This window comes from Enterococcus sp. E4-150 (genome assembly GCF_035726465.1).
Classification (GTDB): domain Bacteria; phylum Bacillota; class Bacilli; order Lactobacillales; family Enterococcaceae; genus Enterococcus_B; species Enterococcus_B faecium.
On the sequence record NZ_JAPRGK010000002.1, the window covers coordinates 46,266 to 60,643 of the forward strand.

The 14,378-nt window shown below is 39.5% G+C and carries 15 protein-coding genes; all 15 read right to left on the reverse strand.

Annotation, left to right across the window (positions count from 1 at the left end; all coding sequences use genetic code 11):
• Window positions 1-3 precede the first annotated feature (3 nt).
• The 15 genes from OZ002_RS02285 to OZ002_RS02355 all read right to left on the reverse strand — a co-directional run bounded on the left by OZ002_RS02285 (window position 4) and on the right by OZ002_RS02355 (window position 14,043).
• On the reverse strand, window positions 4-276 hold the full coding sequence (locus OZ002_RS02285; protein ID WP_002288344.1) for a DUF1294 domain-containing protein: 273 nt from the start codon (window positions 274-276) through the stop codon (window positions 4-6).
• 34 nt (window positions 277-310) lie between these two features.
• Window positions 311-1,219: a diacylglycerol/lipid kinase family protein gene (locus tag OZ002_RS02290; protein ID WP_061605187.1), complete on the reverse strand. Its 909-nt coding sequence runs from the start codon at window positions 1,217-1,219 to the stop codon at window positions 311-313.
• Window positions 1,220-1,349: 130 nt separating this feature from the next.
• Entirely contained in the window at window positions 1,350-2,582 is a 1,233-nt protein-coding gene (gene pepT, locus OZ002_RS02295) for a peptidase T (RefSeq protein ID WP_002331400.1), read from the reverse strand.
• A 14-nt stretch (window positions 2,583-2,596) separates the two neighbouring features.
• On the reverse strand, window positions 2,597-3,718 hold the full coding sequence (locus OZ002_RS02300; protein ID WP_002288338.1) for a Nif3-like dinuclear metal center hexameric protein: 1,122 nt from the start codon (window positions 3,716-3,718) through the stop codon (window positions 2,597-2,599).
• Window positions 3,715-4,416 carry a tRNA (adenine(22)-N(1))-methyltransferase gene (locus OZ002_RS02305; protein ID WP_002317743.1) on the reverse strand — a complete coding sequence of 234 codons (702 nt, stop codon included), beginning with the start codon at window positions 4,414-4,416 and terminating at the stop codon, window positions 3,715-3,717. Before OZ002_RS02305 ends, OZ002_RS02300 begins: the two co-directional genes overlap by 4 nt.
• A 143-nt stretch (window positions 4,417-4,559) precedes the next feature.
• Complete coding sequence (locus OZ002_RS02310; RefSeq protein WP_002331401.1) at window positions 4,560-5,000, reverse strand: hypothetical protein; 441 nt, start codon at window positions 4,998-5,000, stop codon at window positions 4,560-4,562.
• A gap of 128 nt (window positions 5,001-5,128) precedes the next feature.
• Window positions 5,129-6,055, reverse strand: coding sequence for a primosomal protein DnaI (dnaI, locus tag OZ002_RS02315; protein WP_002288331.1), 927 nt, complete (start codon window positions 6,053-6,055; stop codon window positions 5,129-5,131).
• Window positions 6,055-7,428, reverse strand: a complete 1,374-nt coding sequence (locus OZ002_RS02320) for a replication initiation and membrane attachment family protein (protein ID WP_002331402.1) — start codon at window positions 7,426-7,428, stop codon at window positions 6,055-6,057. Before OZ002_RS02320 ends, dnaI begins: the two co-directional genes overlap by 1 nt.
• 22 nt (window positions 7,429-7,450) lie before the next feature.
• A complete protein-coding gene (nrdR, locus tag OZ002_RS02325) occupies window positions 7,451-7,942 on the reverse strand; it encodes a transcriptional regulator NrdR (RefSeq protein WP_002288327.1) in 492 nt (163 codons plus the stop codon).
• Window positions 7,943-8,254: 312 nt separating this feature from the next.
• Window positions 8,255-8,587, reverse strand: coding sequence for a CsbD family protein (locus OZ002_RS02330; RefSeq protein ID WP_156248980.1), 333 nt, complete (start codon window positions 8,585-8,587; stop codon window positions 8,255-8,257).
• Between the two features lie 49 nt (window positions 8,588-8,636).
• The gene (gene coaE, locus OZ002_RS02335) at window positions 8,637-9,266 is read right to left on the reverse strand and encodes a dephospho-CoA kinase (protein ID WP_156248979.1); all 630 of its coding nucleotides are present in this window, start codon (window positions 9,264-9,266) and stop codon (window positions 8,637-8,639) included.
• Entirely contained in the window at window positions 9,230-10,066 is an 837-nt protein-coding gene (gene mutM / locus OZ002_RS02340; RefSeq protein WP_002300666.1) for a DNA-formamidopyrimidine glycosylase, read from the reverse strand. Before mutM ends, coaE begins: the two co-directional genes overlap by 37 nt.
• A gap of 44 nt (window positions 10,067-10,110) precedes the next feature.
• A complete protein-coding gene (gene polA / locus OZ002_RS02345) occupies window positions 10,111-12,756 on the reverse strand; it encodes a DNA polymerase I (RefSeq protein WP_002331404.1) in 2,646 nt (881 codons plus the stop codon).
• Window positions 12,757-12,881: 125 nt separating this feature from the next.
• Window positions 12,882-13,565, reverse strand: coding sequence for a Bax inhibitor-1/YccA family protein (locus OZ002_RS02350; protein WP_002324016.1), 684 nt, complete (start codon window positions 13,563-13,565; stop codon window positions 12,882-12,884).
• Window positions 13,558-14,043, reverse strand: coding sequence for a MaoC/PaaZ C-terminal domain-containing protein (locus OZ002_RS02355; protein WP_002296398.1), 486 nt, complete (start codon window positions 14,041-14,043; stop codon window positions 13,558-13,560). Before OZ002_RS02355 ends, OZ002_RS02350 begins: the two co-directional genes overlap by 8 nt.
• Window positions 14,044-14,378: the final 335 nt, after the last annotated feature.

Consider the following 14,378-nt stretch of genomic DNA (forward strand, 5'->3'; position numbering starts at 1 on the left):
TCCTTAATGGAAAAAATAAATGAGAATCAAATCAACAAGTACACCTGCAGCGAATCCTATAGTAAACTTCTTTTTCCGCGTTTTATGATGGAAAACTTTTCGAGAGATCAATCCTCCCAAACCACCGCCTAACAGGCTGACAAATATCAAATTATTCTCAGGAACACGCCAGCCGCTAGTTCTAGCCTGATGTTTATCATATCCCATCAGACAAAACAAGTAAAAATTCACAATGAAAAGGTAAAACCACAAAGGATTGTGTAACAATACATCCATTACTCTTCTTCCAACTTTCTGTTAACTACTATTTCTAAGCTTTTTCTTCTTTCTTTGGTGAATAAACTGTTAATCCTTTTGATACAACAGATAATTCAACTGGAAGATCATCTGTCGTGTCTCCATCCGTTCGAGTGCCCACAGATTTTTCCTGCGCTTGGATTTTCATGCGTTTGGCTGTTAAATAAGTAATGCCGGGGATCGTATAGAATTTGCCTCTCATGATTCTAGGCAAATAAAAAATAAATCGGAAAATATCTAAGGAAGGTACGATCGTTACATGAAATTTCCCATCATCTGGGGTCGCTGAGTCGTCAAAATTTGTAAAACCACCCACGGAATTAGACATCGTGACTGTCAACAGTTGGGATTTTCCTTTCCAATGCTCCTCGTCTGTTTCTAAATCCAAATGATATTTTTTCTTCTTCAGCAATAACTTAAAAAACTTCTTGATAAAGATCCACGAGCCGTAACGCTGTTTTTCTTCTTGACTGATCCAAACTGCTGTATCTGCTAAGATTCCGATTGTCAGTGTAGAGATAATGACTTCATCATTGACTTGACCATAGTCTATTTTCCGTACATTGCCTTCCAGGATCACGTCAGCAGCTTCTTCTTTTTTGAGGGGAATCTCAAGAACACGTGCAAGGTTGTTGACAGTTCCACCTGGAAGTAATCCGACATGGTATTGAGATAATGTTTTTTGGAACGCTTGGACGATATGATGAATCGTGCCGTCTCCACCTATAATTACTAAAGTATCAGCTTCTATGGCTTCTGCTTTCTTGACTAATTCCGCATCATCAATCGATGGGCCAGTTTCAGCTAGTTCTACATATAATTCTGGCTGCTTTTCTTTTACATAATCTTGAAACCAGCGTGCTAATTTCTCACCCTCATCTTTCCCTGAACTTTTGTTATAAAAAACTAGCAGCTTTTCCATTCTTTACCTCCTATTTACTCTTCAAAAAGAGGGCGGGACAACCAATTCCATTGTCCTGCCCTTTAGCCTTAGACAGATGACATTCCATCATTGGGACGAACGCCTTGTCATAAGCTGTTCTTTTTTGATTTTAACTCTTTGTGTTCAATTCTGCAATTTTTACAATCACGTCTGTTGCTTTTTCCATTACTTGTAAAGAAACAAATTCGAATCGTCCGTGCATATTTTCTCCTCCGGCAAATAGATTTGGCGTCGGAATACCCATGTAAGAGATTTTTGAACCATCTGTTCCTCCACGAACTGGTTCGATCACTGGAGAGATACCAAGCTCGATCATTGCTTGTTTCGCTAATTCCACGATGCTCATATCTTTTTCAATGATTTCTTTCATGTTGTAATATTGATCATACATATCTACTTTGATTCGTTCTTGATCAAATCGCTGATTCAACTCTTCTTGGATATGTGTGATTTGTGCTTTGCGTGCTTCGAATTTTTCACGATCATGATCGCGAATGATATAACTCATAGAAGCTTCTTCAGGATTCCCATCCAATGCCATCAAATGGAAGAAACCTTCGTATCCTTCCGTTTTTTCTGGAACTTCATCGGCTGGAAGCTGATTATGAAAATCGATTGCTAACTGTAGAGCATTGATCATTGTATCTTTTGCCGTCCCAGGATGTACATTTTTCCCTTGGATCGTAATATTTGCTTGAGCAGCACTAAACGTTTCATACTGCAACTCACCTAAAGGACCACCATCGACTGTATAAGCAAAATCTACATCGAATTGCTCAACATCGAATTTATCCGCTCCGACACCGATTTCTTCATCAGGACCAAAAGCCACTTTGATGGTACCGTGAGGGATAGAAGGATTATTGATCAAGATCTCCATTGCAGTCATGATTTCCGCAATCCCTGATTTGTCATCTGCTCCCAGTAATGTACTGCCATCTGTTGTGATCAATGTGTGGCCTTCATAATTTTTCAAATTTGGAAAATCTTTTGTATTCAATGTATAGCGTTCTTCCGCATCTAGTACGATCGTAGACTCGCCATCATAGTTTTCAATGATTTGTGGATTGACTCCTACTGCATTAAAATCTGCTGTATCCATGTGGGAAATAAATCCAATGGAACGCACTTCATGATCAACATTGCTTGGTAATGTTCCCATAACGAATCCGTTATCTTCATTATAGAAAACATCAGCTAAGCCTAACCCTTCTAATTCTTTTTTCAATTCTTGCGCAAAAGCAACTTGTGTCTGAGTCGATGGAGTCGTTTTGCTTGTTGCATCGGAGCGTGTTTCTGTTTTGACATATCGTAAAAAACGTGGCAAAAGATTTTCGTACATAGTATTCTCTCCTTTTAATTAAATTGAAATGGGTTTGTATTTGTTTCAGAAACGAAAAAGTTAATATCCCAATTTTCTTCTTGTTTCCAAGATTCAAATTTCTCGATAAATCGTTGCTTGCATAACGATTCAATATAATGACCGGGATCAATTGCGATCAACCCAGCGCTTTGCATATCATGAGCCGTATGATAATAGATATCTCCCGTGATATAGACATCTGCTCTTTGGGCGATTGCTTGCGGATAAAATTTTTCACCGCTTCCACCGCAAATCGCAATGCGCTTCACAGAGGATTTTGCATTTTTTGGCTGGACTATTCTCAGTCCATCTAGTTGGAACGCTTCTTTTACTTGTTCTACAAATGCCTCTATAGAAATTTCTTGCGGCAATTCACCTACTCGTCCTAACCCAAACATTTCGACTGGTTCATCTATAGCGAAAAGATCATAAGCAGGTTCCTCATAAGGATGAGCTGACCGCATGGCTTGAATCACTTGTTTTTCGATAGTTTCCGGCAAAATAACCTCAACTTTTGCCTCTTGAACTTGTTCTGTCTTCCCTACTTTCCCAATCGCTGGTTGTGCACCAGCTTCCGGAGTAAATCGACCGTGTCCAATCGAGGTAAAACTTGTACCGGTATAATCACCTTGTGTACCAGCACCAGCTGCAGCTAATACTTCACGCATTTTCTGTGCATGATCCACAGGTACATAAACGGCCAGTTTTTTATAATGAATCTCATGAGTCTTTACTAAATAACTCTCCACTTCAATACCGAGAAGTTCACAAAACCAGTCATTCAGTCCATCCCAAATAATATCCATGTTCGTGTGTGCTGCATAGACGGCAATATCATGTTTCAACAAATCTGCATACATTTTTTCTTGTGGCTGATCAGTAACCAGCCGTTTTACAGGACGAAAGATTGGAGGATGTTTAGCAATCAGCAAATCGATTTTTTTCTTGATTGCTTCTTCGACCACTTCTGGACGAACGTCTAATGTCATCATTACTCGTTGGATTGGCTTATCCAATGTTCCGATATGCAGTCCGACTGGGTCTCCTTCTTCAGCTAGCCACTGAGGACAATAGCTTTCAAACTTTTGGATGAAGGTGCGTCCGCTGATTGTCATGTCTTTAAAACCTCCTCAATCATTTGGATTTCCTGCTCGATTTGTTTTTGACGTGCCTCTTGATTAGCTGCTTGTTTGAGCTGTTCACGGATAGCTTTTCTTTGTTGAAGCTCTCTTGTCCATTTTGATTTGAAGATCTCACTTTTCTCTTCAAGCAGAAATGGCCCGAACATCAGCTCCATTTCATTGTAAGTAACTGGTTTTTGTTCTTTTTCGGCTACAATGATTTCATATATTTTTTTATTTTCTTCAAGTATTTTTTCTGATTGGATTTTATACTGATTTTCTTGCAGCCAAGATCGTAATGTACGCTCTCCGATGTTTGGCTGAAGGATCAAACGTTCTTGTCCGCTTAAGCGTTGATTCAACTTGCCAGCTTCTAGGATATCTCGGATCAGTGAACCTCCCATACCCGCAATCGTGACAGCTGTAATACCATCTTGTGGCTGGATAGCATCTAGACCATTTGCAAGGCGTACGGTGATACGGTCTTCTAATCCATCTTTTTTGACTTGCTTACGTGCTGATTCATAAGGACCTTGAACGACTTCACCAGCAACTGCATATTCGATTTTTCCTCTTAATATCAATGCAACGGGTAAGTAAGCGTGATCTGATCCAATGTCTGCTAAACGAGCGGATTCAGGGACAAAGTCACCCACTGCGGCTAAGCGCTGAGATAAATCTAAATGGTTCATAGCTTCACTCCTTCTAGATAATTATAGCATTTTCCAAATAAAATAAGGAGACTAGGAATAAAAAAATTCCCATATCTCCTTAAAAAATATACCTTTTCGTTCTATAAAACAACATTTTCTTATTTTTGAAAAAATATCGTTGGTTATTTGTTCAATGAAACATCAATAATCGAATCTCCAGGAACTTGCGGTGGGATAGACATCGTCATGATCGGCATCTCAACTAATGTAAATTGGACTTTGTCACCGATTTTCAATTCATTTATGTCCACGCTTATTTTTTCAGCAGTAGCATTTAAGATCACTCCGTCATTGCTGAATGACGTTCCCATATTCGCTGGATCTTCTTTGGCCATGACATCGACGAGTTTCAACTGAAGCGTTTCTTCTTCTGCTTCTACTTGAGTGATACTTTCAATCGTTCCGACAAATATGCTTTGTCCCTGCGTTTTCGTACTGCTTGTTTTTACTGTTTGACCCGCATCAATCGAATCAACAGAACCTGTGTTGCTATCTGCGCTACCGCAGCCTGCTAAAAGAAAAAATAGACCAACTACAGATACACTAGAAAAAATAGCCCTCATAAAAAATCCTCCGTTTAAGTTTCTGCATTACTTGTTGCGGTGATTGTCTCCGGTCATTTCTGTCCATATAATGATTCGCTGACCTGCTTTTACTACTAGGTCAAATGTCAGTTGGACTTGTCAACTGTTCAACCATTGCGTCGGTTGCGACCAGTCATTTCGATTTCTTTTGTCAAATAACGTATGCGTTCCATTATCCGTTTCGCTTTTAGCGGCTCTTCATCTCCACGTTGAGTGACGGACAAATGCTGTTCCAATTCATCCATTGTAAAATTCGATGAGAAGAAGGTTGGTAACTGTTCCTGCATCCGATATTGAAGGATAACACCGAATACTTCGTCTCGTATCCAACTACTCATCGCATCTGCACCAATATCATCGATCATCAAAATAGGTGAACGTTTCACTGCATCTAACTTTTCTGCCACTTGATCTTTTCCGATTGCCTGTTTCATCTCAACGGCAAATGTCGGAAAATGGACTAGCGTCGTGGTGAATCCAGCAATCGCTAATTCTCTCGCTGTTGCTCCTAATAAATATGTTTTTCCAATACCAAAACTTCCTACTAGATACAGTCCTTTATGATACCCTTTTGGATCAGCAGTATATTTCTCTACAAAATCTAGGGCTTCTAAGCTCGCATATCCTCGTCCATCTGTACGTTCAAAGTTTTCAAAAGAAGCCGATTGAATATCTTTTGGCATATCCATTGCTTTTACTCGGCTTCTGATTTCTTCTTGTCTTTGCCGTGCTAACAATGCTTCCGTTGGTACATAAGTGACATCCACATAATGAAAATTCAACGTCAGCTTCGGCTCATAGCCGGGAGCGATCATCGTTGGATCGTTTTTTTGATATTTACGCTTTTCTTGCACGAATTCATACAATTTAGCGTAACTTTTTTCAATATCCGCTTGTGTCAATTCTTCTTGGTGTGCGCTTAGAAAAGCTTGAACATCCGCATCATTTAAGACTTCAGCGATCATTTCAGCATACTTTTCTTGATAATTGCGTTTGCTGATGATCCTCTTCAATTCTTTGCCTACGTCTTCCACTAGATGTCACCCTCCTTTTTTGCCAGGTATTCTTTAAAACGGCGGTCAATCTCTGCTTTTTTCTCGCTGCTGATCTGTTTTTCATCTTTTGGCTGGTTGACCCAATCAGGAAGCTTTTCCCGTCGAACATTTCGCTTGCCAGTTTGATAATTTGTTTGCTTCTTTTGTTTTGATTGTTTTGCTTGATTACTTATTTGCCGAATGTGCTGGATCGCTTCTTCTGCTGTGGCGATTTTCTTTTGTGCCCATTCATTTGCCACTGTATTTACATAACTGGCATTTAAGCTAGCATTATTCTTGATCACTAGTACATAATTCAGCAAAACATTGATCACGCTACTGGAAAGACCTGATTGAGAAACAAGATCTTGCAGTAACCAGTTTTCTTGTTTAGAAACATATCCGCCTTTTTCTGACTTGATTGCTTCCAGATATTTCATCGGTGGAATGCTCTGTGCTTCTTTTATCAGCTGAAGCGCTGCGTTTGTCAAATGTTCGTTTGACGAGGGTTCATTACTGTTTTCAGAAACCGCAACTGTTTCTTTTGTTTGCTTCACCGGACGTCTCTGCATTGCCAAAATGGCTTTTTGCAGTTCTTTTTCAGATACTTTTTGTTCACTAAAGTCATAAGATTGACTGATCAGTTCGCCAAGTGTCAATTCATCGAAACCGTAAAGCTGATGATACATGTCGACTTGTTTGATGATTGGATCATCAAGACTTGCAATATGTTTTTTTGCCAGCCAATCATTCAAAAACTGCCAATCGAATGTCGAATCTGCTTCAAGTAATGCTACTGATTCAGATTCTTCAAAAGATTTATTCAGTGATTCGATGTTTTCTTGATTAGCAGCGTACACTGCTTCATTGAAGCGATAAACATCTAAAAATTTTTTTGTGATTTTTTGATATCCCTCTGCTGTATGCCTTTTAGGTTCAAACAATTGGGTAAGCTTCTGGAATCGTCGTTCACCAACTTTTTCCAGAAGAAGAAAAGCCAGAACAGAATCTTTGAAAAATGCTTTAGGAATGAGTGGTTCTAACAGCTCATAAATAAAACGAGGTCCCAGATCACTATCTTCTTTAAAATAAACATCCAGTAAGCCGATTCCTTCTAGCTTTTTTCTTGCATCATAAAATTGCGGGATACCGCAGCCTAGACTACTAAGCAGATCTGCATGCATCCCTTCAGGACCTTTGCCAGATTCTTGAGAGATTTCTGATAACAGGGTGAAATAGATACTCAAGGCTTCTCCGCCGATTAGTGGCTGATAAAGATACAGCAAGGCGTTCTTGCTGTCTTCTCTCAGCGGAGCCGCTTTTCTTCCTTGGTAAATATTTTTTGGTTGAAGCTCTTTCCAAGCATTTTCCAAGGAAATGCCTCCTTTTTGTTTCTTAATTGTTTTCTTTATTATTCTCTTTATTATTTTCTTTTGCTTTATCCACGATATCTTGCAACTCTTTTAAGAAAACAGACATATCTTTGAACTGGCGATAAACACTTGCAAAACGAATATAAGCGATTTCGTCTAAATCAACTAAATCTTCCATCACATATTCACCAATTAGATTCGTCGATACTTCGTTTTCTCCGAGACTGCGTACGCGGTTTTCGACATGGTTGACGATTTGTTCCATTTGTTCCATAGCTACAGGTCTTTTTTCTGCTGAACGGATGAGTCCTCTTAAAATTTTATCGCGATTGAACTCTTCGCGTTCCCCGTTTTTCTTGATTACTAATAACGGAGCAGCTTCAATTCGTTCAAATGTAGTGAATCGGAACGAACAATTCTCACATTCGCGACGGCGACGGATCGCACGTCCATCATCTGCTTGACGGCTGTCGATTACTCGTGAATTATTATGTTGACATCTGGGACATCTCATTTTGTCTCACCTCTTGCATCGCATTTTTATATAAAGGGTGTGTCTTTCTTTACAACTAGTTGTATTATAACACGAAACAAATCACAAACGCGACTGTCCTACCCAAAAAACACGGATATAAGAACAATTTTTTCTACTTTCATGCGTAATTGTGTCCCCTGTCCTTACCAAATTTCAATTTTCCAATACTGATCACCTTGATTACTGAGAAATAACTTATACAAAAGCTGATTTAGTCATCTAGCACAAAAAACTTGAAGCAGATGAACACCTTCTCATCTGCTTCAAGTCACATCTCGATTTTTTACTATTTTATAACTTCTCTTCGATTCCTGTATAGTGTTTCATTCGCTGTTCCTCGATTTTTTGCTCATCGGGAATGTGGTCACTTTCTGGGAGCGGTGTTTTACTACGATCAGGTGTCGGATTTTTTCGTTCTTGAGTCAAATCTTGCCGCTTCGCTTCTTCTTCTGCCTGCTGGTCTTCTATTTCATCAATTCTTGCTTGGTACCGCTTTTCTTTTTCTTCTGCTGTTTCTGATTGCGTACGACCTTCATCGATTAGATTTTCTTTATTGAGTATCTCGCCGATTTTTTCTTTTGCGTTACCTACGACTTTATCCTTTTGATTTTTTAATGATCCCATCGCTATCCCTCACTTTCTATACTCAGGATAGCAAAATTGACACAGATACTCAAAGAAAGCGATTAGCAAAAAGCCAATTTTCGATTTGTCCCACAAGTTTTTCTTTTGTTCCATTGTTGTCGAACAAAATATCCGCACGCTGCTTTTTTTCTTCGATTGGAAGCTGACTACTAATTCTCTGCTGCGCTTGTTCTAGCGTCAGTTGATTACGTTTCATCAAACGCTGAAGCTGAGTTTCTGGCGTAGTATAAACGACAGCTACTGCATCCATATAGTGGTCATAATGACCTTCGTAGAGCAATGGGATATCTACAATTACTAAAGGATGATTGGAACTTAGAGAGGCGATTTGATCTTTTATCGCTTTTCGGATAAACGGATCTAATAGCTGATCAAGTTTTTGCCGTTTTTCCTTTGATGGAAAAACAATCATCCCAAGTTTCCCTCGATCTAGTTGCCCATCAGGCTGCAATACCTCTTGGCCAAACACTGATACAATTTTCCTCAGAGCAAGCGTTCCAGGATCAACAGTTTCTCTGGCAATCAAATCGCCATCGATCAAAGGAAATCCATGAGACTGAAAGACTTTGGCTGCCGTACTTTTACCGGTAGCTATTCCACCCGTCAAACCTAAAACAAATCCTACTTTGCGATTTTTAGCCTTTGACAATTCGGACAATAGTGCGTCCCCCTTTGTGCCACTTTTGTTTTCACGATCGGCGTCCCACAACGTATACATGGTTTGCCAGTTTGCTGATAGACATGCAGTGCTACTTGAAATCCGCCTGATTCTCCTAATGCATTCAAATAACTGCGAATCGTGGTACCTCCGGCTTCTATTGCACGATCCAAAACATCAATGATCGATAGACGTAATTGTTCTACCTCTTTGGGGCGCAGTGTGTTCGCCGGTTGTTCTGGATGGATCTTCGCTTCCCATAATGCTTCATCTACATAAATATTACCTAGACCAGTCACTAGACGTTGGTCTAGCAGCAATGGCTTGATTGCTTTGTGGGACTTTTTCAGTCCATTTGCAAAATCTGCTAATAAGAAGCTATCTGGCAAAGGCTCAGGTCCCAATTTCATGATTCCTCGGTAAGTTGCACTTGCTCCTTTTTCGACGATTGTCATACGACCAAATTTTCGTACATCGTTGTAGCGAAGTTGGCTTCCATCCTCAAAAAAGAAAAGTACATGCGTATGTTTATCGATTGGTGTATTTTCTTTCGTAAATTGATATTTTCCTTCCATTCGCAAGTGTGAGATCAGTTCATAATGATCGAGATGAAAAATTAAAAACTTCCCTCTACGTCCAATGGATTGGATGGTTTCGCCAACAAGAGAAGCCTCAAAGATGGGCGTCTCTGGTTGCTCGATGATCTTAGGCCACAAGACTTGCACTTTCTGAATCGTTTTTCCTACTACTAACCGTTCCAATCCTTTACGAACGGTTTCTACTTCTGGTAATTCTGGCATTTTTTCTTTTCACCTTCATTATATTGCTCTGTCTTAAACAATGTTTATTTTGCTTCGTACCACGTTTTTCCCCAACTGCTGTCAGTGATCAGTGGTACATGAAGAGAAACAGCTTGTTCCATAACTTCCTTCACCAATTTATCTAATGATTCAAGTTCTTTTTCAGGTACCTCGAAGACAAGTTCATCATGAACTTGTAACAGCATCGTAGCTTGAAGACCTGTTTCTTTTAATCGTTTATCCAATTCGATCATCGCGATTTTCAAAACATCAGCAGCACTTCCTTGAATTGGTGTATTGATAGCTGTTCGTTCCGCAAAAGAACGGATATTGTAATTTCTTGAATTGATGTCTGGCAAATATCGACGGCGGTGATACAGTGTTTCAACGTAGCCTTGATCTTTTGCTTCGCGTACGATTCTTTCCATATATTCTTTGACACCTGGGTATTTTTCAAAGTACGTATCGATGTATTGCTGTGCTGCTTTTCGGCTGATGCCTAAATTTTGTGAAAGTCCGTAATCAGAGATGCCATACACGATACCAAAATTCACTGCTTTTGCCTGCCGACGCATATTTGGTGTGACATCCTCTGCCTTTTCGATTCCAAATACGCGCATCGCTGTGCTGGCATGGATATCTTGACCTTCTAGGAAGGCAGCTTTCAAATGTTCATCATTTGAGATATGCGCAAGTACGCGTAACTCGATTTGTGAATAGTCAGAAGAATAAATCAACCAGTCTTTTTCTCTAGGAACAAATGCCTGACGTATCTTTCTCCCTTCATCTAATCGAATCGGGATGTTCTGCAAATTAGGATCAACAGAGCTTAATCGTCCTGTTTGGGTCAATGTCTGGACATAACGGGTATGCACTTTTCCATCTGATTGGATCACTTTCAGCAGTCCCTCGACATAGGTAGATTGAATTTTTGCAATTTGACGATAGGTGAGGATATCCTCTACGATTGGTGCTTGTTCACGAAGCTGTTCCAGTACATCTACAGCTGTGGAATATCCAGTTTTTGTTTTTTTGATAACGGGTAATCCCATTTTTTCAAATAAGATCACTCCTAATTGCTTTGGTGAATTCAAATTGAATTCTTCGCCGGCTTCTTCGTAGATTTTTTGTTCGATCTCTCTTAAGCGAGCAGAGAACTCGCCCTTCATTTCTTGTAAGCGAGTCGCATCTACTTTGATCCCGCTTATTTCCATCTCTGCCAAAATGATAGACAATGGCAGTTCCATTTTCCGGAAAAGATCTTCTTGGTTTTTATCTGCCAGTTCTTGGCTCAATTTTGGTGTCAACGCATTGATTGCAGCTACTTTTCGCGCTAAATGAGCAAAAAAGAGTTCCTCTTCTTCTGGTAAACCTTTTTTCGCCCCTTTGCCGTATACAGCTTCATCTGATTGGATATCGTTGTATCCGTAATGAGCAGCTATTCCTTCGATATCTGTGCTTTTTTCATTCGTATCGAGAAGGTATGCACCTAGCAAGACATCAAAATCGATTCCTTTCGTTTTTCCAGTATAGCGGTTTAAAGCAACATAAGTTCGTTTCGCATCATATACTTTTTTCAGCCGAGTCGGATCAGTGATCCAAGAATGGAACGCTCGGTTTTCGAATACAGATAGATCGTTCGTGACATAAATTTTCTTTTCTGTCCCCCACGCTACTCCGACGATTTCCTCTGTATGATAATTGTCGCCCATCATTTCCACGTACAACGCCATATCCGTAGTAAACATTTCCTCTTTGAATTCATGAATGACTTCAAACAAAATATCATCCATTTTTACTTCTTCTTCTACGATATTCAATTTAGAAAGGAACTGATTGAAATCCATTTCTTTATAAAACGGAACGAGTTTATCGAGATTTTTCCCTTCATACTTCAATGAGTCGATAGAGACATCCACAGGGGCTGAAGTATTGATGGTCGCCAATTTTTTCGATAAGAAAGCCTGCTCTTTGTCATTTATCAGATTTTCTTTCATTTTACTTTGCTTCATTTCATCGATATGTTCATAAATTCCTTCGACTGAGCCATATTGTTTCAATAGCTTGATAGCTGTTTTTTCACCGATTTTAGTCACACCGGGGATATTGTCAGAGGCATCTCCGGCTAGTCCCTTCATGTCAATAATCTGTTTTGGCGTCAACCCATCATATTTTTCCGCTACATGTTCTGGTGTATAGCTTTCGATATCGCTGACACCTTTTACAGTGATATCCACTTTTACTTCTTTACTAGCTAATTGAGTCAAATCCCGATCACCTGAAAGCACGACGACATCAAATTGATCTTTGTCTACTTTTTCTGCCAAAGTACCGATAATATCATCTGCTTCATAATTGGGCAATTCGTAATACTGTACCCCTAGTCCTGTCAACAAATCACGTATATATGGCATTTGTTCTTTGAATTCGCCAGGTGTTTTGGATCTTCCACCTTTGTACTCCGCATACATTTCTGTCCGAAAAGTCGTTTTTCCTGCATCGAACGCAACCAGAACATGAGTCGGTTGCTCTTTTTGCATAACATTTTCAAACATCGTATTGAATGCATAGATTGCATTTGTATGAAGACCGTTTCTATTTTTGAAACGTTCAAGAGAATTGTGAAGCGCAAAGAATGCGCGAAAAGCCACACTGTTCCCATCAACGAGTAATAATTTATTTTTTGTCATCTTCTTAACTCCTTACTGTAAAGTTCTTATTCATTCTAACAAAGAATCCTGCGGAATGCGAAAAGAAAAAGCGGGACCATACCAAATAATTCGGTATAGCCCCAACTGATGAATTTTTTTCTTTTTTAGTTGTTCCGTCCAAAGATTCTCAGAAACGCCAAGAACAAGTTGATAAAGTCCAAATACAGCTTCAATGCCATGAATACAGCAATTCCACTATGTGCTGTTCCGTTTGTCTGGACATAGATATTACGGATGCTTTGGTTATCATAAGCTGTAATCCCTGCAAAGATGACGACTAACAGTAGGGAGATGAACAGCTCAACTGCGCTACTTCTCAAAATGAAGATGTTCAAGACTAGTGCAATGATTACTCCGATTAAAGCTGCCTGTCCTGCTCTTCCAACCCCGCTAAGATCTCTTTTTGTTGTTACTCCGACAACAGACATCCCCATGAACATCAAGGTAGCTGTCAAGAAAGCTTGCGTTACTGTTCCAATATCGTAGTATGCAAGAGTAACTGCTAATGTTATGCCATTCAAAAGAGAGTAGGCAATAAATCCACCGATTGCTAAGCTCGGATTCTTTTGTGCTTTTACGCCTAGAACCATTACTAAAATCAGTTCAACGATCCACAGACCCACAAAGCCTAATGGAAAATTATTGATAAAAGTTGCTAATTGCAAAGGGAATACCCAAAGAGCCAAGTAAGAAGTGGCTGCACTAAGGGCAAGTCCCATACCTAAAAATCCATAAACTTTTGCATAAAAACGATTGATACCTGACATTGATGTACTTGGATTATTCATTCAATTCACCTTCACTTTCGATTGCTATTTCCAATTCAGGAACTTGTGGCGGTTGGACCATAACGACAGCATCCAACACACGATCTTCGTTCGTATTTTCCGCTTCTACAGAAATCGTCACCACATCCTTCATCTTATCTACTTTTATGACCTCAAACTGAAAAGTCAGTGTTTCATAATGGAAAACCGGTTCAATAAAATTGACAGAAAAATTGACAACATGTGATCCTGGTCCAGGAAGATGCTTTGAAATTGCACTTGTGATGATCCCCATCAGCATCACTGATGGAACGATTGGCTGTTGATATTCTGTTTTTTGTGCAAAGTCATGTTGGATATACAAAGGATTTGCATCATTCGTCAATCCCAAATACAGCAAAAGCTGGTTATCTTCAATAGATTCTGTTAAGGATAACGAGTCGCCTTCCTCGATTTCATTTATTGTTTTTCCTAGTTTTCTCGGCTTACCTATGTTCAAGATAGAAACCCTCCAGTTTATTTTTAATCATACATTATTGTACCAAAAGTAGCGTAAAAGGCAAGTTCTGCTCCCTTGATTTAACAGATTCCTATAGTTTACAGAGGTCGTGAAAAAGCTGTCCTGCATCAAGTAATAAGAACAGCCAAGAAAAAACAGCTTCTCATGTTTTTGATTTGGTTGGGCTTATTACCGCAGATGCAAGCTTTTGAACACCGTTTATCTGAGGTCGTGAAAAAGCTGCCCTGCATCAAGTAATAAGAACAGCCAAGAAAAACAGCTTCTCATGTTTTTGATTTGATTGGGCTTATTACCGCAGATGCAAGCTTTTGAAC